The 25,168-nt window shown below is 45.1% G+C and carries 21 protein-coding genes; 17 read left to right on the top strand and 4 right to left on the bottom strand.

Annotated elements, in window-relative coordinates; all coding sequences use genetic code 11:
• Window positions 1–152: 152 nt before the first annotated feature.
• From folB to RJ41_RS09575, 4 genes are all read left to right on the top strand, one after another.
• Window positions 153–506, top strand: coding sequence for a dihydroneopterin aldolase (gene folB, locus RJ41_RS09590; protein ID WP_039219834.1), 354 nt, complete (start codon window positions 153–155; stop codon window positions 504–506).
• On the top strand, window positions 506–1,000 hold the full coding sequence (gene folK / locus RJ41_RS09585) for a 2-amino-4-hydroxy-6-hydroxymethyldihydropteridine diphosphokinase (RefSeq protein ID WP_039219830.1): 495 nt from the start codon (window positions 506–508) through the stop codon (window positions 998–1,000). The genes folB and folK overlap by 1 nt, the downstream gene beginning before the upstream one ends.
• 8 nt (window positions 1,001–1,008) lie before the next feature.
• Entirely contained in the window at window positions 1,009–1,809 is an 801-nt protein-coding gene (locus RJ41_RS09580; protein WP_039219828.1) for an undecaprenyl-diphosphate phosphatase, read from the top strand.
• A gap of 174 nt (window positions 1,810–1,983) precedes the next feature.
• Window positions 1,984–2,355 (top strand): histidine triad nucleotide-binding protein, encoded by a 372-nt coding sequence (locus RJ41_RS09575; protein ID WP_014948274.1) that lies wholly within the window; start codon window positions 1,984–1,986, stop codon window positions 2,353–2,355.
• A gap of 83 nt (window positions 2,356–2,438) precedes the next feature.
• Here the strand turns inward: RJ41_RS09575 and RJ41_RS09570 are convergent, their stop codons facing one another.
• The gene (locus RJ41_RS09570; protein ID WP_039219825.1) at window positions 2,439–4,133 is read right to left on the bottom strand and encodes a dipeptidyl-peptidase 3 family protein; all 1,695 of its coding nucleotides are present in this window, start codon (window positions 4,131–4,133) and stop codon (window positions 2,439–2,441) included.
• A gap of 444 nt (window positions 4,134–4,577) precedes the next feature.
• Between RJ41_RS09570 and RJ41_RS09565 the strand changes: the two genes are divergently transcribed.
• A complete protein-coding gene (locus RJ41_RS09565; protein ID WP_039219824.1) occupies window positions 4,578–5,414 on the top strand; it encodes an HDOD domain-containing protein in 837 nt (278 codons plus the stop codon).
• 111 nt (window positions 5,415–5,525) lie between these two features.
• Here the strand turns inward: RJ41_RS09565 and RJ41_RS09560 are convergent, their stop codons facing one another.
• Window positions 5,526–6,716 carry a benzoate/H(+) symporter BenE family transporter gene (locus RJ41_RS09560; protein ID WP_039219822.1) on the bottom strand — a complete coding sequence of 397 codons (1,191 nt, stop codon included), beginning with the start codon at window positions 6,714–6,716 and terminating at the stop codon, window positions 5,526–5,528.
• 184 nt (window positions 6,717–6,900) lie between these two features.
• Between RJ41_RS09560 and RJ41_RS09555 the strand changes: the two genes are divergently transcribed.
• Window positions 6,901–7,464, top strand: coding sequence for a helix-turn-helix domain-containing protein (locus RJ41_RS09555; protein ID WP_039219821.1), 564 nt, complete (start codon window positions 6,901–6,903; stop codon window positions 7,462–7,464).
• A 220-nt stretch (window positions 7,465–7,684) separates the two neighbouring features.
• On the opposite strand, the gene rdgC is transcribed toward RJ41_RS09555, so the two are convergent.
• A complete protein-coding gene (gene rdgC, locus RJ41_RS09550) occupies window positions 7,685–8,596 on the bottom strand; it encodes a recombination-associated protein RdgC (RefSeq protein ID WP_014948279.1) in 912 nt (303 codons plus the stop codon).
• 128 nt (window positions 8,597–8,724) lie between these two features.
• Window positions 8,725–10,458 (bottom strand): sensor histidine kinase, encoded by a 1,734-nt coding sequence (locus RJ41_RS09545; RefSeq protein WP_039219818.1) that lies wholly within the window; start codon window positions 10,456–10,458, stop codon window positions 8,725–8,727.
• A gap of 265 nt (window positions 10,459–10,723) precedes the next feature.
• On the opposite strand from RJ41_RS09545, the gene phoB reads away from it, so the two are divergent.
• The 11 genes from phoB (at window position 10,724) to RJ41_RS09485 (ending at window position 25,041) form a co-directional block, all read left to right on the top strand.
• The gene (gene phoB, locus RJ41_RS09540) at window positions 10,724–11,413 is read left to right on the top strand and encodes a phosphate regulon transcriptional regulator PhoB (RefSeq protein ID WP_014948281.1); all 690 of its coding nucleotides are present in this window, start codon (window positions 10,724–10,726) and stop codon (window positions 11,411–11,413) included.
• A 100-nt stretch (window positions 11,414–11,513) separates the two neighbouring features.
• Window positions 11,514–12,815 carry a phosphate regulon sensor histidine kinase PhoR gene (gene phoR, locus RJ41_RS09535; RefSeq protein WP_039219814.1) on the top strand — a complete coding sequence of 434 codons (1,302 nt, stop codon included), beginning with the start codon at window positions 11,514–11,516 and terminating at the stop codon, window positions 12,813–12,815.
• Window positions 12,816–12,831: 16 nt separating this feature from the next.
• Window positions 12,832–13,863, top strand: a complete 1,032-nt coding sequence (locus tag RJ41_RS09530) for a PstS family phosphate ABC transporter substrate-binding protein (protein ID WP_084081833.1) — start codon at window positions 12,832–12,834, stop codon at window positions 13,861–13,863.
• A 425-nt stretch (window positions 13,864–14,288) separates the two neighbouring features.
• Window positions 14,289–17,057 (top strand): hypothetical protein, encoded by a 2,769-nt coding sequence (locus tag RJ41_RS09520; protein ID WP_039219811.1) that lies wholly within the window; start codon window positions 14,289–14,291, stop codon window positions 17,055–17,057.
• 117 nt (window positions 17,058–17,174) lie between these two features.
• Window positions 17,175–19,823 carry a TonB-dependent receptor domain-containing protein gene (locus RJ41_RS09515; protein WP_039219809.1) on the top strand — a complete coding sequence of 883 codons (2,649 nt, stop codon included), beginning with the start codon at window positions 17,175–17,177 and terminating at the stop codon, window positions 19,821–19,823.
• A 176-nt stretch (window positions 19,824–19,999) separates the two neighbouring features.
• Window positions 20,000–20,758 carry a DUF3450 domain-containing protein gene (locus RJ41_RS09510; RefSeq protein ID WP_014997333.1) on the top strand — a complete coding sequence of 253 codons (759 nt, stop codon included), beginning with the start codon at window positions 20,000–20,002 and terminating at the stop codon, window positions 20,756–20,758.
• 13 nt (window positions 20,759–20,771) lie between these two features.
• On the top strand, window positions 20,772–22,136 hold the full coding sequence (locus RJ41_RS09505; protein WP_014948288.1) for a MotA/TolQ/ExbB proton channel family protein: 1,365 nt from the start codon (window positions 20,772–20,774) through the stop codon (window positions 22,134–22,136).
• 2 nt (window positions 22,137–22,138) lie between these two features.
• Window positions 22,139–22,657 (top strand): MotA/TolQ/ExbB proton channel family protein, encoded by a 519-nt coding sequence (locus RJ41_RS09500; RefSeq protein ID WP_039219806.1) that lies wholly within the window; start codon window positions 22,139–22,141, stop codon window positions 22,655–22,657.
• A gap of 32 nt (window positions 22,658–22,689) precedes the next feature.
• Entirely contained in the window at window positions 22,690–23,097 is a 408-nt protein-coding gene (locus RJ41_RS09495; RefSeq protein WP_014948289.1) for an ExbD/TolR family protein, read from the top strand.
• A 3-nt stretch (window positions 23,098–23,100) separates the two neighbouring features.
• Window positions 23,101–23,709: an energy transducer TonB gene (locus RJ41_RS09490; RefSeq protein WP_014948290.1), complete on the top strand. Its 609-nt coding sequence runs from the start codon at window positions 23,101–23,103 to the stop codon at window positions 23,707–23,709.
• Between the two features lie 6 nt (window positions 23,710–23,715).
• Entirely contained in the window at window positions 23,716–25,041 is a 1,326-nt protein-coding gene (locus tag RJ41_RS09485; RefSeq protein WP_039219802.1) for a tetratricopeptide repeat protein, read from the top strand.
• Window positions 25,042–25,168: the final 127 nt, after the last annotated feature.

Here is a 25,168-nt window from a genome sequence, read left to right as displayed (position 1 = left end):
AGTTGTGCCACACAAGCGTAAAGCTACTCCATCCAAACGCGATATACCACCGTTTACCAGCAATATGTGGTTGAAAGCGCAGTAGTAAGACCAGTATTGGAGCCGGAAAGTAGGGCAATAAACTGGTTTGATAACAGACAAGATGAAATTCCATGGGAAAAATTTATATAACAGGGCTTGAAGTAGATACCCTGATTGGTGTTTATGATTGGGAGCGAGTAAGAACCACCCAGCTACTTCTTGATATAACACTTGATGTTGACTTAAGCGCAGCGATGCAAAGTGATGATGTTGCTGATACGGTAGACTATGCCAAAGTAGCCGAGTGCATCGTAAAAGTAGGTAAAGAAAGTACGTTCGAATTACTTGAGGCTTTCGGAAGCAAGGTTATGGAGACGGTACTTGCAAACTTCTCCGTTGCATCGATAACCCTAAAAATAGTTAAACCTAATATTCTTCCCAATGCGCAAACCGTTGCCGTTGAAATGCGTAAAGAGCGCAATTAATGTCACAACACACCATTTTAATCAGCATTGGCTCTAATATTGAGCGCGAGCATTACACAAGGCAATCTTTGGTTGCCCTAAAACAACACTTCTCAGATGTTGCAGTGTCTTCGGTCTACGAAAGCGAAGCGGTGGGCTTTAACGGCAGCCCTTTTTATAATGCTGCTGCCCGTGCGACGACGTCAAAAAGTATAGAAGAGGTGTGCGCAATTCTTAAAGCCATTGAAAAAGACAATGGCAGGGTGCATACAGACAAAAAATTCTGTGCCAGAACCCTTGATCTCGACTTGCTTACCTATGATAGTAAGGTAACTACAACCCCTGTGGTTTTACCTCGCGAAGAGATTTGCTACAACGCGTTTGTGCTGTGGCCGTTAGCTGAACTTGTTCCCGACGACATTCACCCCGAAACGCAAGAAACCTATGCCCAAATGTGGCAAAACTTTGATAAACAGAAACAGCAATTATGGCCAATTGACTTTACTTGGAGTTAAGCAAAGGAATGACACTTTTCGAAATTATTATTCTAGCAATTATTCAGGGCGTTACTGAGTTTCTTCCCATTAGTAGCTCTGGGCATTTATTGTTGCCCGCTGAACTTTTTGGGTGGGTAAGTCAGGGCTTAGCGTTTGACGTTGCTGTACATGTGGGAAGCCTTCTAGCGGTAATGATTTATTTTCGCCAAGAAATAGGGCAGATGACCGTGGCATGGGTAACACAAGGGTTTAGCAAGCAACAATCTACCGACAGCAAACTTGCTTGGTACGTAATTGTGGCGACTATTCCAGCGGTTATTATTGGCTTTTTAATGAAAGGCTGGATAGAAGAAAACGCACGTACGGCGCTGGTAATAGCGGGTACCACTATTATTTTTGGTTTGCTGCTATGGTACGCCGATGCCACTGCAAAACGCGAACAAGAGCTAGAAGGACTGACACTTAAGCAAGTCATCTATATCGGGTTAGCCCAAGTATTGGCACTCATTCCTGGCACATCTCGCTCAGGTATTACGATGACCGCAGGTTTGATGTTAGGCCTTAAGCGCGAAGCGTGTGCACGCTTTTCCTTTTTGCTGTCTATCCCAGTTATTTTAGGCGCGGGGCTTTTAGCCACTCTCGACCTGCTTAATGCCAACGAAGCGGTAGACTGGTATGCGTTGCTTTATGGCGCGGCGTTTTCATTCGTAAGCGCCTACCTTTGTATCTATTTGTTCCTAAGCTGGATATCGCGTATCGGCATGCTGCCTTTTGTTATCTATCGCTTGGCGTTGGGCGTAATACTACTGTGGTTTGTTTTCGCTTAAGTAAAGAAAAAGGGCGCTATTCTTCGTATGAGGGGTTTTCGTATGAGGGGGTTATTCGCATGAGAATGTGCCCCAGCGCCGCACAATAGCACTTAATTTTAATTATGTTCGCAGGCAAATGTTTAACACCGCTAACATAATTGGTAATCACCTAATTGGTAAGGGAAGTGAGATATGGCAGAAACAATATTTGATAAAATCATCAGCAAGGAAATTCCAGCGGACATATTGTACGAAGATGAATTGGCGCTGGCGTTTAAAGATATAAACCCTCAGGCACCGACTCACTTTCTGGTTATTCCGAAAAAGCAAATTGCAACGGTAAACGATATAGCCGAAGAAGATCGCGAAGTGGTGGGGCACTTGTCATTTGTTGCAGCAAAAATTGCAAAGGAGCAAGGGTTTGCTGACCAAGGCTTTCGTACGGTAATGAACTGTAATGAATACGGTGGTCAAACGGTGTATCACATTCATCTGCATGTATTAGCGGGTAAACCGTTAGGCTGGCCTCCATATACCGAAAACATGAAGCAGCATGTAGAGTAGCGTGTGTAATTAGCGATACAAAAATGCCGCCCTTGATAGTTATCTCAGGGCGGCATTTTTTATTTGATAAGTCCAGTGCTTACTTAGTCAGCAAGTCCTAGCACTTTCTTACCTTGGTTGAAGTGAATATCAACTGGAATGCTCGCTGCCTCTAGGCGCGCTAAATCTGAAGCAAGATCGGGTTTAATTACACCCATAGTTTCTACTAGCTTCGCTACGCCATCGTAATCGCCATCACCTTGTAACGTAAGGATTAGTTCAGATAGTGCTTCTACTGCGGCGCCCATCTTCTCCATATTTACGCGATACATGCCGTCTTCTGTTTTCTCGAAGGCGCCTTGTTGGGCAAAAAAGTTAAAGCGGATCATGTTCGCTTTTCCGTGTGCAGAACTTGCGCCGAAACGTACAGAACGGAAAATGCCAGCCATAAAGGTAACGTAATAATCTTCTAGTGTACCTTCAGTGATTTCACCTTTTTCAAGAAGACTTTGTACCATGTACAAACCTAGAATATCCGCTTTGCCTTCTTCAAGCGCTGACGCATGCTCTTTAAGTGCTCCTCGCACAGTCCCTGAACCATCTAGGGTATTTTTAATCCCTAAACCGTGTGCTACTTCATGAAACATGGTGTTCGCGAAAAAGGCGTCGAACGTAATGTGTTCACGTTGCTCTGGTACAATTAACGTATCCGCAATAGGCACCAAAATAGTATCGAACTTAGCGCGCATCGCGTTTTTAAGCTGAAGGCGGCGGGTGCCTTTTTCTAGCTGTACTCGCTCGTCATTGGGCAAGTTAATTGCAATGGTCTTACTGCCTGCATTAGAGTGGCCGGCATAATAAATAACATCATAAGCGTTAAGGTCTGCATCAGAACCTGGCATTTCCGCTTTATATGCCTCAGCAACCGGAAGGCCTTGCTGTAATTCAGGTAAGAAGGCCGCGTATTTAGCTAGCTTTTCACTCCATGCTAAGTCTTTAATGAGTACATAGGCTTCAAACGCTGCGCGATAGCCAAAGAGTTGATCTTCGTAGCTTTCAATAGGACCGATAACTAGCTCAACAGGGTTGGTTTTCATATCCATCCACGCCATGTCAGAAGCCAGGTAGTCGTTTGATAGTAGGGCTTCAGAACGCAGCTGCAAATATTGTTTAAAGCTTTCATCTTCAGCAAGCTCTGACGCTTTTTTAAGTAAGTCAGACGCCTTCATTAATTCGCTTTTAAAGGCTTCAGAATAAGGCACCGAATAAAGGTTGCCCGCTTCATCGCGCTTCACCATGGAATAAAGGCCTTGTTTGTCGCCAAAATCTGCCGTGGCAAATTCCTCTTTTTCCATATCATGGGGGTAGAACTCAGCGCCCAGCGCTTTGTCTTCATAGCCACTTAAAAAAGGTGTATCGCCATTTAAGCGATCCCAAGGTCCATAGTTTATCGCTGCAAAGTGGCGAACTTTTTCGTCACTAATTGACGAAAGAAATGCATCTTTATCTTCAAAGAACGCTTGCTTCCAGAATAAGTCGTCCATGATTTTCGATGCATCAATTAACAGTGAAAGCATTTTGTGTTGATTGTCACTAAGGTGTGACAAATCGCTGGTAAGATCTACGCCGTGATAAATAGACAAGCGAGACTCATCAACAAGTAAGGTTTGCTCTGTAGTGGTGTCAGGCTTTGCCGTTTGAGTTTGTGTTATGTCGGCGCTTTTGCTGCACGCTGTCAGCATGAATAACCCTGCTACAGCCGCAGCGATAGGAGAGTATGTTGAAATCGTTTTTTTCATAATGAAGTTTACCGTGTCGTTACACTGTCATTAAACAGTAGTTGGTGCGGTGATAAAGTAGTTCACTATAGCTATGCTTTTGATTTTATACAAAAGTATGAAAATTATTTGCTCAATATCAATAGTGGTTTGCTACTAGTTGTCTATACTTTAAATGAGCTCTGGTGCTTCTGCGGTTATTAATTATTCGTACTGAAGCAGCCTTTTTTAGTTGGTCGAAACCAAAGAGCTACTATAGTATGGTGATAGAAATACCATAATAAAACAATAAACGGTTTGTATTTTAGCGTGAAACATAGAGGCCTATGTGAATGAACGCAGGGAATGCAACGCATGAACATTCAATTTGTTTAGTGCGTCAGAATTAATGATGCCTAGATGAACAACGGGTAACGCAAACTATCGCCTTATCAAGGCTATTTGGAACTTTCTAAGGGTAGAAATATGTCTACACAGAACGCGCTTTCAACCATCTTGGTTGAAAAAATAAATAATGACACACTGGTCCTTCCTACACTTCCTGCTATTGCATTGAAAGTCCGTAAAGCGGCAGACGATCCCGATATTAACCTGAACGCAATGGGTGATGTTATCGGTCAAGATCCATCACTCAGCGCAAGAATGATCAAAATTGCGAACAGCGCTTACATGGGCCGCAGTGTAAAAGTGACTTCTATCAGCCAAGCGGTAACACGAATTGGTTTGCGCCAAATTAAGAATATCTCTACAGCGTTAGCAATGGAGCAGCTATTCGTTTCTAAAAACGATGTAGTTGCACGCTATTTACAGCAAGAGTGGGCAAACACTGTAAATATTGTTGCTAACTCTATGGCAGTACTTCAGCTATATATCGCTCGTACGAAAAAGCGTGAAATGAGCATGGATACCATGACGCTAGCGGCACTGGTTCACAACATTGGCGTTTTACCTATTTTGACTGAAGCTGAACGTCATCCTGAAATCTTTGCTAACCCTTCATTCCTTGAAGTTGCTATAGATAAATTAGCTGGCCGCATTGGTGCAAGCATAATGAGAGAATGGGGCTTCGGCGATAGCTTTGTCAACGTGGCTAAAAACTGGAAAGATTTAAGCTACTTGCCTGATGAACTAGGTTATATTGATTTTGTACGTGTGGGCGCGGCAGTTTCAGGTGCTGCAGGCAGTCAAAAAGACGCTATGTTAAACTTAGCGATGCAGCGCGGTGTGGTTGAAGATATGGGCGAACTTCACTCTGATGAGTTTGAAGAGCTTGCAAGCGCAGCGAAGCAGATCTTCTTGTAAGTGTTTTAAGCTAAAAAATACTGCAAAGGCCGGTACTGAAGCATAACTTCAGTACCGGCCTTTTCGTTATGAAAAGCTGACAATGAAACGGCACAAAGCAAACAAATGCTGCTACGCGCTAACAGGCTTCTTTTGAACGTAAAGCAGCAATAAACCTAACCCTAATCCCCACACCGCTGAAGTCATGGAATATAAACTAAATCCAGACGCCGTACACAGCATGGTAAGCAGAGCAGCAGCCCTGTGATGCTCTACTTCCATAGCGCGAACCACTGCTCCTTGCAGCGTAGCTAATAGGGCTAGTCCAGCAAGCAGATGAATAATGATACTGGGCATACTCACAAATAGCGCAACGACCACAGACGCTAATAACCCCATGAACAAATACGCCACCCCCGCTGCTATAGCGGCTTTATAGCGCTGTGACTTTTCATCATCCGCTTGCTCGCCCATGCATAGCGCTGCCGTTATCGCCGCTAAGTTAAAGGTAAAACCACCGAAAGGTGCTAATAAGGCTTGAACAATGGCAATGCCTGACAAAATGGGTTTGTGGTCGGGCGTATAGCCATGGGCGTGATGAATAGCTATGCCTGGCAAGTTTTGAGAAAGCGTGGTGATAAGAAAAAGGGGAAATGCTAATCCAATGGCAGCACTCAGTGAGAAAGTGGGCGTTACCCAAATAGGCTCGGGCAGGGTGAATATTGATGTCAGCCCTGGTGAGTCGCTTGATAGAGCAACCACACCATCTGCACTACTCATAAAAAAGCTAATGGTCACCGACATGACCAGCAACAACAGCATAAGATAGCGGGGAAATAGTCGGCTTCCTACTAAATAAGCCGCGATAAATAACGCAACTAAGTAGGGTGCGTCATTAACATCACTGAATATCGCAAGGCATATAGGTAAGAGAATGCCGGCCAAAAGCGCCGATGAGATTGCAGGGGGAATCCGACTTATTTGTTTGAGCAGGCTACGGCTTTGCGCAGTTACAAGAGAAAGCAAGGCACATAGTATAAATGCACCAATGGCTTCACTTAAACGGTAGTCACCGATACTGGTTAACAAAAAAGCCGCGCCAGGGGTAGACCAAGCGGTAACAACGGGCAGTTTGGATAGCCACGAGAACAGAATGCAGGTAATGCCCATACCGAGCCCAAGCGCGAATAACCAGCTTATTACCATGTTATCACTGGCGCCGGCTTTACGCGCTACATCAATGATAATGACAACAGAACTACTGTAACCTACTGTAACCGCGGTTAGCCCTGCGCTGATATGACTTAACTTCCATTTACTCATGAAAACCCTCGTGATGGAATTTCGATTTGGAATCGGCTGAGCGATGAAACACGCTTTTAGTGTCTATCGAATGTGCTACTCTACCTTTTTGTGCGCTATAACGTACACTAAACAACTTAACATTTGTGCGTTATAGCGCACAACTACTTTATTAACATAAGCGACGAAAAAAGGCCTTCATTAAATGACAAAAGCGAATGCGCAGCCTTCTGCTATCTCAAAAAGTATTGCACAGCACATGAAGTCTATTCGCAAGGTTAGGGGGCTTTCACTTGATAAAACAGCACAGTTGACGGGCGTGTCTAAAGCCATGTTGGGGCAAATAGAACGAGGCGAGTCTAGTCCCACAATCGCCACCTTGTGGAAGATAGCCACAGGTCTTGAGTGCTCGTTTTCTTCCTTTTTGTCAAACGAAAGCATCGAGCCTTCGTCTCAAGACGTCGATAACAAATTCGCTAATGACCCGAACGTAACCATTAAAACGCTATTTCCGTTTAATCCAGCCACCCAGTTTGAAATGTTTGAACTATGCTTAACGGACTTTCATGAGCAGCACTCTTCGGCGCATCAAATAGGTGTTACCGAACATATTCATGTATTAGAAGGACAGTTAGGGGTTTTGCAAGACGGTGAATGGCAAACCTTTAAGGCGCAAGAACAGTGTCTATTGCATGCAGATCAGCCTCATGGTTATCGAGATGAAGAAGGAGAAACGCGCTTTATTGTGGTTATTCACTATCCCACTTAAAGCGATTGGGCAACTTTCTTGCAAACTTTCTTGCAAAAGTTAGGAAAAAGGCCCAGAAAAAAAGCTTGGAATTATTTGTGCTACATGACAGTTGCCAGTTCAAACAAGTAAGTTAATTAACAGGGCCTAATAAAAAGCCTAACTACCCTAAGGTAATTAGGCTTTTTCGATAGTGCTAGGCTACCTTTCTTGCTTTACTTGTTACTTACTTGTCGCTCGCTTATAAACTATCGTCGTTAAGATTAAGCGCTCCGCGAAGGAAGTTAAGCAGTGTACAAATTTCAGCTGACATAAGCGCGAACTCTGCATCAAGGCGCGCTTCAACCTGATCTTTTGGTACATCGTCAGTTTCTTCTTTAATGCGATCGGTGAACTTAACACGTTTGATGGCGCCATCCTCACACATAATAGCCGTTAACGTCTCTGCATATTCGAATGCGACCTTTTGGACCAGCTTACCTGCATCAAGGTGAATACTGATTTCTTCGCTATCAAGCGGCTGGTTCTTACAGCGAATAACGCTGCCGGTGTCATCGGTAGATTTAAGTTCAGCTTCTTCAAGCAGCCCTACACCTTCAGGCGTTGACTCAGTAACCCAGTGCGTAAGCTCGCTTTGAAGGCTTCTGCGCGTAAATGGCACTACTGGAAGTGAGCCTATGGCTTTTCTTACCATGGCCAAAAAGGCTTCTGCTTTGCCATCAGATGAAGCGTCAACCACAACTAAGTTGTCAGCAAGCGAAATAAAACCGTGGGTATAGGTATTTTTTGTAAATGCCTGAGGTAACAGACGTGTTTGAATTTCTTGTTTAAGATCTGCTTTGGCTTTTTTACCAACGGGCGAGCCCGTTTCCATTTCAATCTTAGCCACCATTTCATCAAGCTCGGCATTTACCACTGCACCGGGCAAAATCTTTTCTTGTTTTTTTAGGGTTATCCAAAAACGCTGTTGAACAACATGGAACATTGTGCCTTGCTTACCCGCCTGAGAAAACGGAGAGGCGAACCCCATGGTTGCTAAATCCTGGCTGCCGCATGGGCGAAAAGCGTGTTCGTTAAGCGCACGTTCTAAATCACCCTCGTCTAGCGATAACGGCTGAGTTATTTGATAGGCTTTTACATTTTTAAACCACATAGTGTAAGCATTCTCTTGATAAAAATAGGGCGCAAGCGTACCAACGGAATACTTGCGATGCAATTGAATAACTGGCTCTAAAAAGTGCGCCTACCGCACGCTTTACAGATTGAAAATAAATAGGAGAGCTAAGCGTGCGTTTTCTTAGGAAACCGGATAGTGTAATGCAAGCCGTTGCCGGGGGGGCTGTCAGCTTCGATATGGCCTTGAAGTGACTGGGTAACCAGGTTATACATAATATGTGTGCCCAGACCACTGCCACCTTCCGCACGTTTGGTGGTAAAGAACGCATCAAACAATTTTCCTAGCTCTTCTTCACCTAAGCCCCTACCGTCGTCGCTGTATTGAACCACAACGTTTTCGCCAGCTTCTTTCACATCCAATGTTATAGTTCCGGCTGTCTTATCTTCAAATCCATGTGTGATTGAGTTAACAACCATATTGGTGACAATTTGCGCGATGGCGCCGGGTGCACAGGTTACAACTAAATTGTCGGGGCAGGATACGTTAATTTGATGTTCAGTATGCTTGAAGCTTGGTTTTAACGACTGAATGATCTCGTTAATGTAATCACCTAAAACAAACTCGCGTTCGGTTTCACTAGTTTGGTCAACGGCCACTTGTTTAAAGCTAGCAATAAGGTCGGATGCCCGCTCTAAATTACTCAAAAGTAAGAGTGCAGTTTGCTCAGCCTCGTCAATAAAGCTTGCCATATTCTTACTGGTCAGGCTTTTATCTTGAAAGTCGGTCTTTAAGTTGTTCAGTCGCTCTTGAAGAAAACTGGCTGCGGTAACGCTCACCCCTAGGGGCGTGTTAACGTCATGCGCTATACCCGCAACAAGGCCGCCTAGTGAGGCCATGCGCTCTGATTCAACCAATTGTTCTTGTGCTTGATGAAGCGTATCCATTGAACTGGCGAGTTCTTGGTTGCGTTTGCGAAGTTCAGCTTCTATGTACTGGCGGTTTTCGTTTTCCTGGCGAAGCTCTCGTTGATGGGCAATAAGTTCGTCTTTTTGCTGCTCTAAGTCGAGCATGATTTGAGACAAAGATGCGGTCTTCTTTGCCACTTCTTGTTCTAATATAAGGTTTTGGTCGTCTAGCTTCTTGTTGGCGAGGGTAAGTTCATTCTGCGCGTCTTTCAGCTTATTGTTTGAAATAATAAGGTCGTCAATAACGTGGTTGTAAGATTCCTTAAGCTGTAATAGCTCGTTGTCATCATCGAGTTTTATGCTGAGTTTACTCTCCTCTGGATGTTGCGGATCGAAGTTACCCATTTGCTCAGTAATGGTTTGCAGCGGTTCAGAAAGCATGGTGCGAAATGCGGTCATGAATAAGAAGACAAGAAAAGTGGTTTTTACCAATGCGTTACCGATGAGAAAAAACACGCCCACTTCAATACGACTAAAAATAGTGTCGAAGCTCGAATACAAGGTGACATCGCCAACGGTAGATTCGCGCCCAGAGAATTTAAACACCAATGGAAAGCTATAGCTAAAAACGCCGCCGGCGTGATCTTCTATGAGTTCTTGATCAACAGGTGCGGGTGAGCGTTGCGCACGAATGCCATACTCTGCAATGTAGTTGCCATTCTCACCGCGTACTTGAAGTCCTTCAACAATAGGCAGTGACATTAATCCTTCAGCAATAGCGCGGACCTGATCATTATTTAACTCCCACAAGGCGCGAGTCAGGCTTGAAGAAAAGGTGTTTTTCAGGGTTTGCAGCTCGCCTTCAACGTGATTTTTTGTGCTGAGATATTCAGTAAAGATTTGTCCTATTGTCACAAGCAGTGTGAGGGCAAAGTATACAGACAGTACCCTTGCTAAAAGCTTCCTCGATAACCCCGTCTTGACCGCAGCCATAGAAAAACATACCCCTGTTACTTCAGACTTTTGATGATACCCACACCATGGCGAGATAGTCGTTATAAATTACATACACGTTGAAATTTAAGACAAACCAAGAATATGCGCAATCGTATGAATAAACAAGATTCTATGCTCAAACTTTGTGCGTCGCGTGTTTTATAAACGTATTAAACTTGACACATTAATGTAATCGTTTTAATAAAACTGTCACAGACCACATTAATAATAACGGCGTTTAAAAATGAGCAGGAATATTACGATGTCTCGTACAGTGTTGGTGGTTGAGGACGAAGCGCCTATCCGTGAAATGCTTAAGTTTGTGCTTGAGCAGTCTGGTTTTAACATAATTGAAGCCGAAGATTTCGACATCGCGCAAGAAAAAATTTGCGAACCTTACCCAGATTTAATCTTATTAGATTGGATGTTGCCGGGAGGAAGCGGTGTACAGCTAGCTAAAAGTTTAAAGCAGCACGAGTTTACTCGTGACATTCCCGTTATCATGCTTACGGCCCGTGGCGAAGAAGAAGACAAAATTCGTGGGTTAGATGCTGGTGCTGATGACTACGTGACTAAACCATTCTCGCCGAAAGAGCTTGTGGCAAGAATAAAAGCAGTGATGCGAAGAGTAACGCCTACATCAAGCGAGGAGCCCATTGAATTTAATGGCCTAAAACTTGAGCCGGTATCACATCGCGTAATGGCGAATGAAGAGCCGTTAGACATGGGGCCAACTGAATTTAAGTTGTTGCACTTCTTTATGACGCACCCAGAACGTGTTTATAGCCGAGAGTTACTGCTAGATAATGTTTGGGGAACCAATGTGTATGTAGAAGACAGAACGGTAGATGTACATATTCGACGTCTACGCAAAGCTATCTCTCGCCACGGACATGATGCTATGATCCAGACAGTACGCGGCGCGGGTTACCGTTTTTCTACTAAGCTGTAATAAATGTAGTGTTTAGGGAGTAACATGGTGTTATTCCCTTGATGCCGCAGCGCCATCTGGGCATGCGCCCAATTCCACCTTTAACAACGCGAGCTATTTCATGTATTACCCGTTCTCCTGGTTGAGAAGTACATTGCGCTTAGTGCTATTCCTTGTGGTTTTTGCGCTGGTAGGGTGGTATTTGGATGATATGCTGTTTGCCGTTGCTATTGGCGCAACGCTGCTACTGCTATTTAACTACTGGCATCTTTACAAGCTAAATCGCTGGTTATGGCATAGTCGTAAAATGTCTCCACCAACCGTGCGTGGCGTGTGGGAACATATTTATGAAGGGATTTATTACCTTCAGCGTCGTAACCGCAATAAGCGTAAAGAACTTGGTGAATTGGTAAAGCGCTTTAGAGAGGGGTCTGAAGCCTTGCCTGATGCGGCGGTAGTGGTTGATGCTAAGGCCTGCATTATTTGGTGTAACCGCCTTGCTCGCTTGGATTTAGGGCTTAAATGGCCGCAAGACTCAGGGCGTCGAATCGACAACTTGTTGCGCCATCCGGAGTTTATTCAGTACTTTCATGCAGGGAATTATAAATACCCCATTGAAGTACCGTCGCCTACTAACCCCAACAAAACCTTTGAATACCGGATTATGCCTTATGGCGATGAGCATCTATTGCTGATTGCCCGTGACATAACGCGGGTGTCCCAGCTTGAAGAAATGCGTAAGGACTTTGTGGCAAATGTGTCTCATGAATTGCGTACGCCGCTAACGGTCATTAACGGATACCTTGAAATTCTTCCTATTGATGAAGACTCCGATCCATTCATGCAAAAAGCGATGAAAGAAATGACATCGCAAACCCACCGTATGCAAAACTTGATAGAAGATTTGCTGGTGTTGTCGCGCATTGAAGCAAGTTCGGAGCGCATCTACGAAAATGTTGTGAATATTCCTGTGGTCCTTGCGCAAGTGGAAAGAGAAGCGCAGGCGCTTAACAAAGAGAAAAACCACACAATAAACTTCCACATCGATAAAGAACTCTATGTTTTTGGCGTGGAAACTGAGCTTCGAAGCGCGTGTTCAAACCTGGTTTTCAATGCGGTTCACTACACCCCAGCAGGTGGTGAAATTAATGTGTATTGGCAACGTAAACCAAATGGCGCGCAATTTTCTGTGGTAGATAACGGTGATGGTATTGAGCCAAATCACCTTAACCGCCTTACCGAACGCTTTTATCGCGTGGATAAAGCACGTTCACGTAAGACAGGCGGTTCAGGCTTAGGTCTTTCCATTGTAAAACATGTACTAAGTCATCATAATTCCCGTTTAGATATAACCAGTACATTGGGTGAGGGCAGCAATTTCTCGTTTGTGCTGGATAACGAGTTGATTGCAGAGCAACTGTAACCCTAAGAGGCGAGAAGTGTTGGTGAGCAAAAAGCATGACAAGATGAAAGGGCAACGCTATCGCCTTTCAACGTTACTTTTAGTAATAGGCTTATTGTTACCACTTGGAACCCTGGCTAATTCTCAAAATACTCAAAGTTCGTCAGCTGCTTCTGGTCGCTATCAAGTACCTGCCTATGAACGCAAGCCTGGGGTGGCAGGAAAAATATCCTCTGTTGGCTCAGACACGCTGGCAAACTTAATGACCTTTTGGTCACAGGAATTCAAAACCCTATATCCTCAGGTCGGCTTTCAAATACAGGCGTCCGGTTCATCTACCGCTCCACCGGCACTTATTGAAGGTACTGCCACCATAGGCCCTATGAGCAGAGAACTAAAACCCAGTGAAATACGGGATTTTACACGAACCCACGGTTACCCGCCTACGGTATTAAAGGTGGCAATGGATGCCATCGCCATTTTTGTGGATAGACGAAATCCGCTGCCGGGTATGACCCTTGAGCAAGTTGACGCGGTGTTTTCTGAAACCCAGTTTTGTGGCAGCGATACAGCCATTACCAATTGGTCTCAGCTCGGCGTTGACGATATAGACTATCGTTCTCCTATCAGGCTGTACGGTCGAAATTCAGTATCGGGTACTTACGGCTTGTTTAAAGTGATGGCGCTGTGCGATGGTGACTTTAAGAATACGGTAAACGAGCAACCTGGCTCTGCATCTGTAGTATTGTCTGTGGCCAGCGGTACAGGCGCGATTGGCTATGCCGCTTACGGTTATAAAACCGCAGGAGTTCGCGCTCTGCCATTAGGTAATGCGCTAGACAGCTTAATCCCTCTTTCAATTGATACGGTGCGCAACGAAACGTATCCGTTTGCCCGTTTTCTTTATTTAGTGATAAATAAAAAACCCGGTGAGCCGTTACCTACTTTGGAAAGGGAGTTTTTGCGCTATATACTGTCACAGGAAGGGCAGCAGCAGGTGTTAAGAGACGGCTATTTCCCCATCCGTGAAGATGTATTGGTACGCCAACGCCGATTGCTTGATGAATAATAAATGCCCTTTCAAAACAACGCAAACCAATCTAATGCCGCTACATGAATCAACGAGTTTTTGGCTAAAGTCTCTTTAAAAGTCCGTTTTTCTTTACCCATAATGTCATAATTACGTCATAAATCAGAAAGGTGCATTACCAATCGGCAAAATAATTACGATTGAATGAGAGATGGTGTCGGTAATAAATAAAGTTCACGTCCGGCCAAAAAATTCAAACGTTTACCAATTAAGCTTTGAAAACTATACGAAAAACAAATTTCCAGTTGCCAGAGAGAGTCTTGCAAGCGTATTTTCTAGCCCAAAATTGAACTTTTTCTATGAAACTTTTGTTACAGCGACTTAATGTAACAAATGTGTCATCTACCTCAGTTAAAGTTTTCGCGTTTTCAAAATCCATAACTATACCGTACCTGGAGAAACACATGGAACTTAAGCAACTTTTCAAGGCTTCAGCTATCGCTACTGCACTTGTGCTAGCGGGCTGTGGTGGCGACATCAATATCAGCGAAGGCGATATTGATAACAGTGTAACTAACAACAACGGTGGCTCTACTGGTGGCGATACTGGTTCTACTGACACAGCTCCAGGTGAAGTAAGCTCTTTCCTAAGTGGTGAAGTTTCTGATGCGTTTGGCCAAACGGTTGAAGTGCGTGTTCTTTCTGGTCGCTTGACAGCTGACGATGCTGACGATCAAGGCGTTATCACGTTAACTAACGACAAAGTATGGGCGCTTGAAGGTCCAGTGTTTATTGGTAACGACAAAGCAGACAGCGTAACACTTGCCATTGAAGAAGGCACAGTGATCTTTGGTCGTACCGGTGCTGACTATCTTGTTATAAGCCGTGACTCAAAAATTGAAGCTGAGGGTACAGCATCTGCTCCTATTATCATGACTTCATTCAACGACGTTGTTGGCGACGAAGTTGGCGCTGGTCAATGGGGTGGCGTAGTGATTCTTGGTAACGGCACGTCAACAAAGTGCCCACAAGACGGTTCTGATTGTGCACTTCAAGTAGAAGGCGCTGAAGAAGGTGCAGTATTCGGTGGTACTGACGATACAGACAGTTCTGGTATCCTTAAATATGTTGTTGTTAAATATGCGGGTTTTGAAATTGCGCCAGACAACGAACTTAACGGTATTACTTTTGGTGGTGTTGGTTCAGGCACAGAAGTGGATTATGTTCAGGTTCACAGCAACGCAGATGACGGTGTGGAGTTTTTCGGTGGCGCGGTAAACGCGAAACACTTAGTTTTGACAGCTAACCAAGATGACTCAGTTGATTGGGACAACGGTTATAAAGGTAAGCTTCAGTATGTTTACGTGCAGCACGCTGCTGACAACTCTGATGCCAACCGTGGTATCGAAGGTGACGGCGATGGCGGTGACGGCCTAGAGTTCTCTAAGCCAATGATCGCAAACATGACTGTTATCGGTAATTCTTTTGACACGGCAGATGCTGACTCTGAAGGTCTTCTACTTCGCGACCAAACAGGCGCAAACCTAATGAACTTCCTTATCACTGGTCCAGAAGGTATGGGCGAGTGTTTAGAAATGGACACAGACGAAACGGTTCAAGCTAACCTTTCTGACGGTGATCTAACTATGACTTACTCAGCCATTGCTTGTTCTGAGCCGTTCAACACACCTGAAGGTGCAGTTGACCTAGAAGCATGGTTTACTGGTCAAGAAGGCAATCAGCTAATCGCGTTTGAAGACCGTGCAAACCTTGGTCTTAACCCTGATGGTACACTAACTGCGCAAAGCGAACTTCTTACCGCAGGTGGCGACGCATCTACATTGCTTGATACTTTCTTTGAAGCGAACACGTTCGTTGGTGCTGTTGGTGAAGATGACTGGCGTCAAGGTTGGGCATTTGGTTTTGGTGGCGGCAACATCGAACTAGTACAATCTGCGTCTGGCTGCCCATCAGGTACTACTTCAATTACGCCAGTAGACGGAACGACTACTACGTGTGAAGTGTCAGGTACTATCACTTCAGACCTAACGCTTACTGCAGGTAACTTTTACGCGCTTTCAGGTGCAGTATTCGTAGGTGGTGATAAAGAAAACAGCGCAACCCTTACTGTTGAGCCAGGTGTAACGGTTTACGGTGCCTCAGGTAACGACTACCTAGTAATTAGCCGAGATTCTGAAATCAACGCAAACGGTACGGCTGCTGACCCAATCACTTTCACTTCACGCGACCACGTTGTTGGCGGTCTTGAAGCAGGTGAAGCGGGCCAATGGGGTGGTATGATTGTTCTAGGTAACGGTGAATCGACTAAATGCCCACAAGATGGCACTTCGTGCTCACTACAAGTTGAAGGTGCGCAAGAAGGTGCAGTATTTGGCGGTACAGACAATACTGACAGTTCTGGTACACTTCGCTACGTTCGCGTAATGCACGGCGGTTTTGAGATTGCGCCAGACAACGAACTTAACGGTATCACATTTGGTGGCGTAGGTTCTGGTACTACTGTTGAGTACGTACAAGTTCATAAAAATGCCGATGACGGCGTTGAGTTCTTCGGCGGTGCAGTAAACGTTAAATATCTTACGCTAACTGGTATCCAAGATGACTCTGTTGACTGGGATAACGGTTACGTAGGTAAGCTACAGTTTGTTCTTGTTAAGCAGGCAGAAGATAATTCGGACGCTAACCGTGCTATAGAAGGTGACGGTGACGGCGGTGACGGCACAGCGTTCTCAAATCCTATGGTCGCTAACATGACGATTATTGGCAACGAGTTTGACACTGCTAATGCTGACTCGGAAGGTGTTCTACTGCGTGACCAAACCAATGCACAACTTTTCAACTTTGTTGTAACTGGTCCAGCGGGTATGGGTGAGTGTTTTGAAGCCGACTTAAGCGATGGCGATACCACGCTACTTGCTAACATGGATGGTACCAACACGCCTCAGCTTACTTTTGAAACATCTGTACTAGCGTGTGCGGAAAATATCAAAGATTCTGGCGACTTCAGCCAAGAAGCTTGGTTCACTGCTCAAACAGGTAACAGCCTACTAGATAATACTGCAACGGTACTTAACGGTATCTACACAGTAGACGCAACAGAAGCGACTGACGTATCGACGCTAGACAGCTTCTTCTCTTCAGTAGACTTTATTGGCGCAGTTAAAGACGCTGATAACGACTGGACAGCGGGATGGACTGTTGGTCTTGAATAAGACCCAGTTCGCATAGCTAAAGACAAGCAAGTGCGTTGCAACAGTGACGCACTTGCTTTTAAGTTTGTAAGACACGAATTATTTTCGTGAATGTATTCCTTTCTAAAGAGGTTCATCATGAACAGACCTGCTAACAGGTTTCTTCTAAAACCCATCAGCTTAGCCGTTGCTGCGAGCATTGTGCTTCCAACGTCTATGGCTTTCGCTCAATCGAATGAAGAAGAAGTGATTGAGGAAGTTGTCGCGACCGGTACACGCCTTAAAGGCACGGCAACGGCAGTAATGGAAGAACGTAAAAATCAAGCCTTCGTAGCTGATATAATGGGTGCAGAGCAGATCGCTCGTACTGGTGACAGTGATGCTGCGGGCGCACTTCGCCGTGTAACTGGTCTAACACTTGTAGATGGTCGTTTCATCTATGTTCGTGGCCTTGGTGAGCGTTACTCATCAACACAATTAAACGGCGCAATCGTGCCAAGCCCAGATCCAACGCGTAACGTAATACCTCTCGACTTGTTCCCGTCGAGCATTATCGAAAGCCTTGCGGTTCAGAAATCGTATTCACCATCTATGCCCGCGGCTTTCGGTGGTGGTAACGTAAATATTCGATTGAAATCTATACCTACACAGCGTGTTTTCAACGTATCTGCTGCACTTGGTATTGATACAGAAAACTCAGGCGACGTATTAGATTATGCTGGTGGTGGTCGCGACTGGACCGGTGAAGATGATGGAACACGTGCAGCCTCCGCTGCTATTCAAGAGCGTTGGGATTCAAAGAACTTCTTGGATGATCTAGAGCCAGAAGAAGCATTAGAGTTATTCAAAGGCGTCAACAGGGAATACGGTCTTGAGAGAACGTCGGCTGACCCCGATATGCGTGTGAACGTCACTTATGGTGATAGCTACGACTACGATGATGATTGGCGTTTTGGCTTTCTAGTAACTTCGCGATATTCAGCGCAAACCCGTTCATCAGAAGAATACGAACTTCAAGACCCTGACTTAGTGGGTGATGACATTATTAATGTTCGCTTCTTTGATGATATCCAAGGTACTGAGCAAACGGTGACTTGGTCTTCTCTATTGACACTAGGTGTAGACTATAACCGTCAACATCGTATTGATTACAGCCTTATCGTATTAAACGATACGCGTGATGAAATTCGCGAGATGTTTGGTAACACAGAAAACTTGAACCAAGCAGAAGGCTTGCGTATTCGAGATATTGACGTTCAGTATGAAGAGCGCTCGCTGTATACCAATCAGATTAAAGGTCAGCATACAATCCCAGAGCTAAACTTCATGGGGATTGACTGGACGTACTCATTAGGCCGCTCTGTGCGCCATGCGCCAGGTAACTTCAATGCTCGTTTCGTCATGGAAGATGTGAATCAAGACGGTATCTTCGACGACGAGAACGAAATCTTTTTGTCAGATGCGCAAACTGCGGCTCGCTATACTTTCCAGGATCTTCACGATCGCTTGGAAAACTTTGGCTATAACGTGACTTATCCGATGTCATTGGGTAAGTGGGAAACAGAGTACAAGGTAGGTGCAAGCTTCGTCACAAAAACACGTAATGCTGAAAACCGTCGTTTCGACATCAATACGCTTGGTGTTGAAGACCGTTCAATTCTGGACGGTAACGACTTTAGCGAAATCTTCAGCGACAGCGTTTTAGACACCCTATCTTTGTCTAGCCGACCAATTATTCGTGATACGACTATTGCTGGTGATGACTACGTAGCAGGTCAAAAAATTGATGCGTACTACCTTGAAGCTGACTTCTTCTATGACAACAAATGGCGTTTCACTGGTGGCGTACGCTGGGAAGACTTCCGTCAGGTAGTGGCGCCGCTAGATCCGCGCACAAACCAGTTTGATTTGAGTGATGAAGCGGATCGTTCGCAGCTTGCGTTCCAAGAAGACGGTTTCTATCCAGCGCTTGCTGTGACTTACTTCTTAGAAGACGATATGCAGCTACGTGCAAGTATCGGTCAAACGGTAGTTCGCCCTGATCTTCGTGAGGTTTCTTCGGCGACTTACTTAGACCCGTTAACTAACTTCCCGATTGCGGGTACACCTGGTGTAAGCACAACAGATATCATTAATTATGATTTACGTTGGGAATGGTACCGAGAAGCGGGTAACAACGTGTCTGTAGGCCTATTCTATAAAGACATGGAGGCGCCAATTGAATCGGTACAGTCTCCAGCTCAGGATGGTCCACCGCTAATTCGTATTGCTAACGCTGAATCTGGCGAGGTGTACGGGGTTGAAGTTGAATTCCTACAGGACTTAGCCTTCATTGGCGACGGTATTTGGGACAACTTGTTTACCACTGGAAACATTACTGTGAGTGACTCTGAAATTGTATTAGACCGTCAGAATATCGTTGAGCAAACCGGTGTGTCTGCGGCAATTACAAATGTAGAGCGTCGTATGACAGGTCATTCTCAGTATGTGTTAAACATGCAATTAGGCTATGACTCAGACAACGGTGAACACTCTGCGTCACTTGTTTACAACGTATTCGGTGAGCGTATCCTGATCGCGGGTATCGATGGTTTCGATGATAACTTCGAACAACCATTCCATTCACTTGATATGGTTTACAAGTACTACCCAGACTTTAATAGCACTGTCACATTACGTGTTCAGAATATCCTAGGTGAAGATCGTGAAATTGAGTTCAACGATACGCTGCTTAGGTCAGAGACAAGGGGGACAGGTATTAGGTTGTCATTTAAATACGACTTCTAAACCTGAACTTATTGCCAAGGCCGCTATTCAGCGGCCTTTTTTATGCGATGAAGATGACACTTTTGGTCTATTTATGACAGTTCCGTAATAAAACTGTCACAGAAAACTCCTATCCTACGCGCAGAAATTTATAGTCGGATACAACCGATTTCTTTTAACTTTAAAGGTTTGAATGTATGAAGCTTATCAATGCTTTGCTTGTAGCAGGTGCGCTAGCAGCGACACCCGTGCTTGCACAAGACGATGAAGTCTTAAAACCCGTTGTCGATGAGGCAGCGAAAATAAACGAGTCAGCGGCGAAATCGCAAGAAAAGATTAACGGTATTACCGATCAAATCGACAGCAAACTTCAACAGTTCAAAACATTGATGAAAGAAATCGAAGGCCTTGAGGTTTATAACACTCAGCTTCGTAAGCAAATCAATAACCAAGAACAAGAAATGGCAGACTTAAACGCTGCTATCGATGAAGTATCTGTTGTTGAGCGTCAAATCACACCACTTATGATGCGTATGATTGACGGCCTAGAGCAGTTTGTTGCGCTAGACGTACCTTTCCTTCCTGAAGAGCGCGCAAATCGCGTAGCTGACCTTCGCGCTATGATGGATCGTGCCGACGTTGCTGCGTCTGAAAAATTCCGTCGCGTAATGGAAGCGTATCAGGTAGAGATGGACTACGGCCGCACTATGGAAGCGTACAGCGGTATTCACACAATTAACGGTCAAGAGCGTGACGTTGAGTTCCTACGCCTTGGTCGTACAGCGCTAATTTATCAAACACGTGATGCAAGCATGCAGGGTGTTTGGAACAAGCAAACTCGTCAGTGGGAAGAGCTTGATAGCAGCTACCGTACACAAATTACAAAAGGTCTGCGCATGGCGAAGAAGCAACTTGCACCAGACTTGCTAATGCTGCCAGTGGCAATTACAGACTAAGAGGTTGATGAGAATGTTTAACACAGTAAAACGTATCGCTGTTGGTCTAGCAGCCCTTAGCATCAGCGTTGGTGCTTTCGCACAAAGCGACCGTGCCATGGACTTAGACGCACTTCTTAAGCAACTAGAAGAAGGTCAGTTCGCACAGTCTCAGCAAAACAAACAGCGCGAGCGCGATTTCCAAGCGCAACGTGCAGAGCAAGATCGCATTCTTCGCGAAACCCGTGAAAAGCGCGACCAAATGCTTGCACAATCAGAGCAGCTTGAAACTCAGTTCGAAGAAAACGAATTCAAACTGGCTGACTTAAACGGTGCACTAGACACACGTCTTGGTTCGCTTAAAGAGCTATTCGGTGTGCTTCAACAAATCGCTGGCGACACCAAAAACAAATTCTATAACTCAGTGGTTTCTGCGCAAATCCCTGGCCGTGCTGACTTCCTTGATAAGATGGCACAAGACATGGGTTCAAGCTCAAAACTTGCATCAATTGAAGAAATTGAGCGCGTTTGGTTTGAAATGCAGCGTGAAATGACTGAAGCCGGCAAAGTCACTACGTTCAAGACAGACGTTGTTGAAGCGGGCGGTGAAAAAGTGAATAAGTCTGTTGTTCGCGTAGGTCCTTTTGCACTTGTTGCCGATGGTAAATACCTAGAGTACAACGGTGTAACAGGTACAGTATCTGAGCTTGTACGTCAGCCTGCTGACCGTTACATGGATTCTGCTGCTGAACTACAAGCATCAAGCGGTGAATTAGTGCAGTTCGGTATCGACCCAACGGGTGGTTCAATCCTAGGTCTTCTTGTTCAAGCGCCTAACCTTCAAGAGCGTGTAGAGCAGGGCGGTGTAGTAGGTTATATCATTCTTATCGTTGGTGCATTTGGTCTTCTACTTGCCCTTGAGCGTCTTGTAACGCTGACGCTTATTCGCATGAAAGTGAACAAACAGCTTAAGAGCAAAGAAGTAAACACTAACAACCCGCTTGGCCGTGTACTTAAAGTACGTGACGAGCACCCAGACGCCGACGTTGAAGCACTTGAACTTCACCTTACAGAAGCGATTTTGGGCGAAGTGCCTAAGTTAGGTCGTAACCTAACTATCATTAAGATTATCTCTGTTGTAGCACCGCTTATGGGTCTACTAGGCACGGTAACCGGTATGATCAACACCTTCCAGGCTATCACGTTGTTTGGTACGGGTGACCCGAAACTGATGGCAGGTGGTATTTCAACAGCACTTGTAACAACAGTACTCGGTCTAGTTGTAGCGATTCCAATGACACTGCTTTATGCAATGCTTAACACACGTTCTAAGAACATTGTGTACATCCTACAAGAACAGGCGTCTGGCGTAATTGCAGAGCGCGCTGAGCGAGGCTAATCATGATCGAGTTTCTAGAAGCAATTCGCGATTTCACAGAAACAGGTGGCCAGGTTCTCCTGGTCATCGGTCTGCTGATATTCGTTATGTGGCTTTTGATCCTCGAGCGTGCGATGTATCTGATGGTTTGGCACAAGCAAGCCAAGAAAGACGCGATAGCCATGTGGACAGCACGTGCCGATCGCTCTTCTTGGTTCGCAGAGCAGGTTCGTCAGAAAACAATTTCACAGTTAACCATGCGCCTAAACGGCAGCATCCCAATTATCCAGTCACTGGTTGCGCTTTGTCCGCTGCTAGGCTTGATGGGAACGGTTACCGGTATGATTGAAGTGTTCGATGTAATGGCGATTGCGGGCTCAGGTAATGCTCGTTCAATGGCGTCAGGTGTATCGAAAGCCACTATCCCCACAATGGCGGGCATGGTTGGCGCACTTTCAGGCGTATTCGCCGCTACCTGGTTAACTCGTATGGTGAAATCAGAACGCACGCATCTTGAGGATGCATTGATTATTCAACGTTAATGCTAGTTAAGCGTTAAGGTAAGGTATTTATTATGAAGCAGCACTTTCAAAACTTAGTCGATGAAGAAGAAGCAGCCATCGACATGACGCCCATGCTGGACGTTGTATTTATCATGTTGATCTTCTTCATTGTGACTGCGTCATTTGTGAAAGAAGCGGGTATCGATGTTAACCGTCCAGAAGCAGCAACTGCTGTGAAAAAGGACCGCGCCAATATCCTTATCGCTATTTCAGATAAAGGCGAAATTTGGATTAACAAACGCCGTATCGACGTTCGCGCAGTACAAGCGAACATTGAGCGTCTTCGCGCAGAAAACCCACAGGGTTCTGTTGTAATTCAGGCTGACAAAAAAGCCACAACAGAAACACTGATTAAGGTTATGGACGCGTCGCGAGCCGCTGGCGTTTACGATGTTTCGATTGCAGCCCAAGAGCAATAAATCATGCCACGATATTTAATCGCATTTGTTATTTCCCTTGCGATCACGTTAGGCCTGTTCTTCTTGATGCAATCGCTTATCAAGATGGGTGGCAGCGCACTAACTGAGCCGCCCAAGGGAAGCGTGCTTGACTTCGTAAGGGTTAAGCAGGATGAACAGGTTGAGAAAAAAGATCGTAAGCCGAAGAAGCCACCTAAGCCTGAAGAGCCGCCACCGCAAATGGAGCAGCCTCAAATGGACTCGCCTTCTCCAGATGCAGAAGGTACGTCGATGGACTTTGGTGCTGAAGTCGGAGACGACATCTCGCTAGAAGGCGGCTTGGCCCTTGAATCTGGTGACGGTGAATATCTTCCTATCGTTAAGGTTGCGCCGGTTTATCCGAGACGTGCACTTCAGCGGGGTATTGAAGGTTTCGTTATTGTTGAATTTACAGTAACTAAGCAAGGCGCAGTACGCGACCCAATTGTTGTTGAAGCTAACCCTTCAGGTATTTTTGAACAAGCGGCTATTGATGCGGCAATGAAGTTTAAATATAAGCCTCGAGTGGTAAATGGCGAAGCAACGGAAGTGTCTGGTGTACAAAACCGTATTACGTTCCAAATAGACGGGTAACAGAACATGATGAGAAAACAGACGAATACATTGCTTAGTGCACTGGCGTTTGCATTTGCATCGGCCACAGTATCTTTACCTACTATATTGGTTGCGAGTGACGCTGTTGCGCAAGAGCAAAAAGCGAGCGAAAAGAAAACTCGTCGTGTGCCTACGCTTCGCGGTAAAGTCTACGAGCAGCTAGCCCGTGCCCAAACGGCAGCTGATGAAGCGGGCAATGTAGAAGAAGCTATTTCCATTTTGAAAGAAGTGGAAGATAAGTCTCATTCTATGAATGCCTACGAAAAAGCGATGATGTACAACTTTTTCGGCTTCATTTATTACAACAACGAAGACTATGCAAAAGCGTTGGAGTCGTTTGCCAAGGTGGTAGAGCAACAGCCTATTCCTGAAAAGTTCGAAATGACCACACTTTTCAGTTTGGCTCAGCTTAACCTTATGCAAGGTAATTACGACGACACCATCACTTATTTAGAGCGTTGGGAAAGTCTAAATACAGGCCCTGTACCGGTTAAAAATAAAGTCATCAAAGCCCAGGCGTACTACCAAAATAAACAGTACGACGAAGCTGCAATGTGGATTTCTGAAGCCGTTGCCGATCACGAAGCTGAAGGCATGATCCCTGATGAAGGTTGGTTAATACTTCAGCGTGCTATTTTCTATGAACTCAAACAGCCTCAAAAGGTTAAAGACGTTCTTATTAAAATGGTGAAGCTTTTTGACGAACCTAAGTATTGGATCCAGCTGGCCGGTATGTACGGTGAGCTAGGCGAAGAGCGCAAGCAGTTGGCTATTATGGAAACCGCTTATCAGCGCGGGTTCGTTAATACATCCGCTGATGTGTTCAATATGGCGCAGCTTTATTACTATCATCGCGTGCCATACAAAGGTGCCAAGTTGATGGAGCAGGCGATGAACGACGGTGTGCTAGAGAAAAACTTGCGCAATCTTAAGTTCTTAGGCCAAAGCTGGTCGCTAGCCAAAGAGCAAGACAAAGCCATACCAGTGATGATGCAAGCGGCTGAACTGTCTGAAGACGGAGAGTTAGATGCACAGTTGGCGCAAATTCTTCTTAATGAAGAGCGTTTTGACGATGCAATTGCTGCAGCAGACCGCGCGGTTGAAAAGGGCAATTTGAGAAACCCTGGTTTGGTTTACCTGATTAAAGGCATGGCACTTTACAACAAGAAGCAATATGCCCTTGCGCTTAATCAGCTAGCTGAAGCAGAAAAGCACCAAAAAAGTCGTGCTATGGCACAGCAGTGGAAGCAGTTTGTGCAGGGCGAAAAACGTCAAGCAGATGCTATTGCTGCCGAGCTTGGCGCAAGTTAAGCCCTGCGCTCAACACGTATTCTTTTTGAAAAGGTCGATAATATCGACCTTTTTTTATGCCATTTATTCACTCTTGCATTGACTAAAATGTGGCTCACCTTCTTCGTTGAGTTGAATAAGGCATCAT

The sequence above is a fragment of the Alteromonas marina genome (assembly GCF_000808575.1).
GTDB classification, from domain to species: domain Bacteria; phylum Pseudomonadota; class Gammaproteobacteria; order Enterobacterales; family Alteromonadaceae; genus Alteromonas; species Alteromonas marina_A.
Note: the sequence above shows the minus strand (reverse complement) of the source record. Positions and strands in the feature narration are given on the sequence as shown.

Bases quoted from the DNA above. Each gene is read 5' to 3' on its own strand.
- RJ41_RS09490 (WP_014948290.1), top strand. From the start codon at position 23,101: ATGCCACGATATTTAATCGCATTTGTTATTTCCCTTGCGATCACGTTA.
- RJ41_RS09495 (WP_014948289.1), top strand. From the start codon at position 22,690: ATGAAGCAGCACTTTCAAAACTTAGTCGATGAAGAAGAAGCAGCCATC.
- RJ41_RS09555 (WP_039219821.1), top strand. From the start codon at position 6,901: ATGACAAAAGCGAATGCGCAGCCTTCTGCTATCTCAAAAAGTATTGCA.
- RJ41_RS09575 (WP_014948274.1), top strand. From the start codon at position 1,984: ATGGCAGAAACAATATTTGATAAAATCATCAGCAAGGAAATTCCAGCG.
- RJ41_RS09580 (WP_039219828.1), top strand. From the start codon at position 1,009: ATGACACTTTTCGAAATTATTATTCTAGCAATTATTCAGGGCGTTACT.
- RJ41_RS09510 (WP_014997333.1), top strand. From the start codon at position 20,000: ATGAAGCTTATCAATGCTTTGCTTGTAGCAGGTGCGCTAGCAGCGACA.
- phoR (WP_039219814.1), top strand. From the start codon at position 11,514: ATGTATTACCCGTTCTCCTGGTTGAGAAGTACATTGCGCTTAGTGCTA.
- folK (WP_039219830.1), top strand. From the start codon at position 506: ATGTCACAACACACCATTTTAATCAGCATTGGCTCTAATATTGAGCGC.
- rdgC (WP_014948279.1), bottom strand. From the start codon at position 8,596: ATGTGGTTTAAAAATGTAAAAGCCTATCAAATAACTCAGCCGTTATCG.
- phoB (WP_014948281.1), top strand. From the start codon at position 10,724: ATGTCTCGTACAGTGTTGGTGGTTGAGGACGAAGCGCCTATCCGTGAA.
- RJ41_RS09570 (WP_039219825.1), bottom strand. From the start codon at position 4,133: ATGAAAAAAACGATTTCAACATACTCTCCTATCGCTGCGGCTGTAGCA.
- folB (WP_039219834.1), top strand. From the start codon at position 153: ATGGGAAAAATTTATATAACAGGGCTTGAAGTAGATACCCTGATTGGT.
- RJ41_RS09545 (WP_039219818.1), bottom strand. From the start codon at position 10,458: ATGGCTGCGGTCAAGACGGGGTTATCGAGGAAGCTTTTAGCAAGGGTA.
- RJ41_RS09565 (WP_039219824.1), top strand. From the start codon at position 4,578: ATGTCTACACAGAACGCGCTTTCAACCATCTTGGTTGAAAAAATAAAT.
- RJ41_RS09515 (WP_039219809.1), top strand. From the start codon at position 17,175: ATGAACAGACCTGCTAACAGGTTTCTTCTAAAACCCATCAGCTTAGCC.
- RJ41_RS09485 (WP_039219802.1), top strand. From the start codon at position 23,716: ATGATGAGAAAACAGACGAATACATTGCTTAGTGCACTGGCGTTTGCA.
- RJ41_RS09520 (WP_039219811.1), top strand. From the start codon at position 14,289: ATGGAACTTAAGCAACTTTTCAAGGCTTCAGCTATCGCTACTGCACTT.
- RJ41_RS09505 (WP_014948288.1), top strand. From the start codon at position 20,772: ATGTTTAACACAGTAAAACGTATCGCTGTTGGTCTAGCAGCCCTTAGC.
- RJ41_RS09560 (WP_039219822.1), bottom strand. From the start codon at position 6,716: ATGAGTAAATGGAAGTTAAGTCATATCAGCGCAGGGCTAACCGCGGTT.
- RJ41_RS09500 (WP_039219806.1), top strand. From the start codon at position 22,139: ATGATCGAGTTTCTAGAAGCAATTCGCGATTTCACAGAAACAGGTGGC.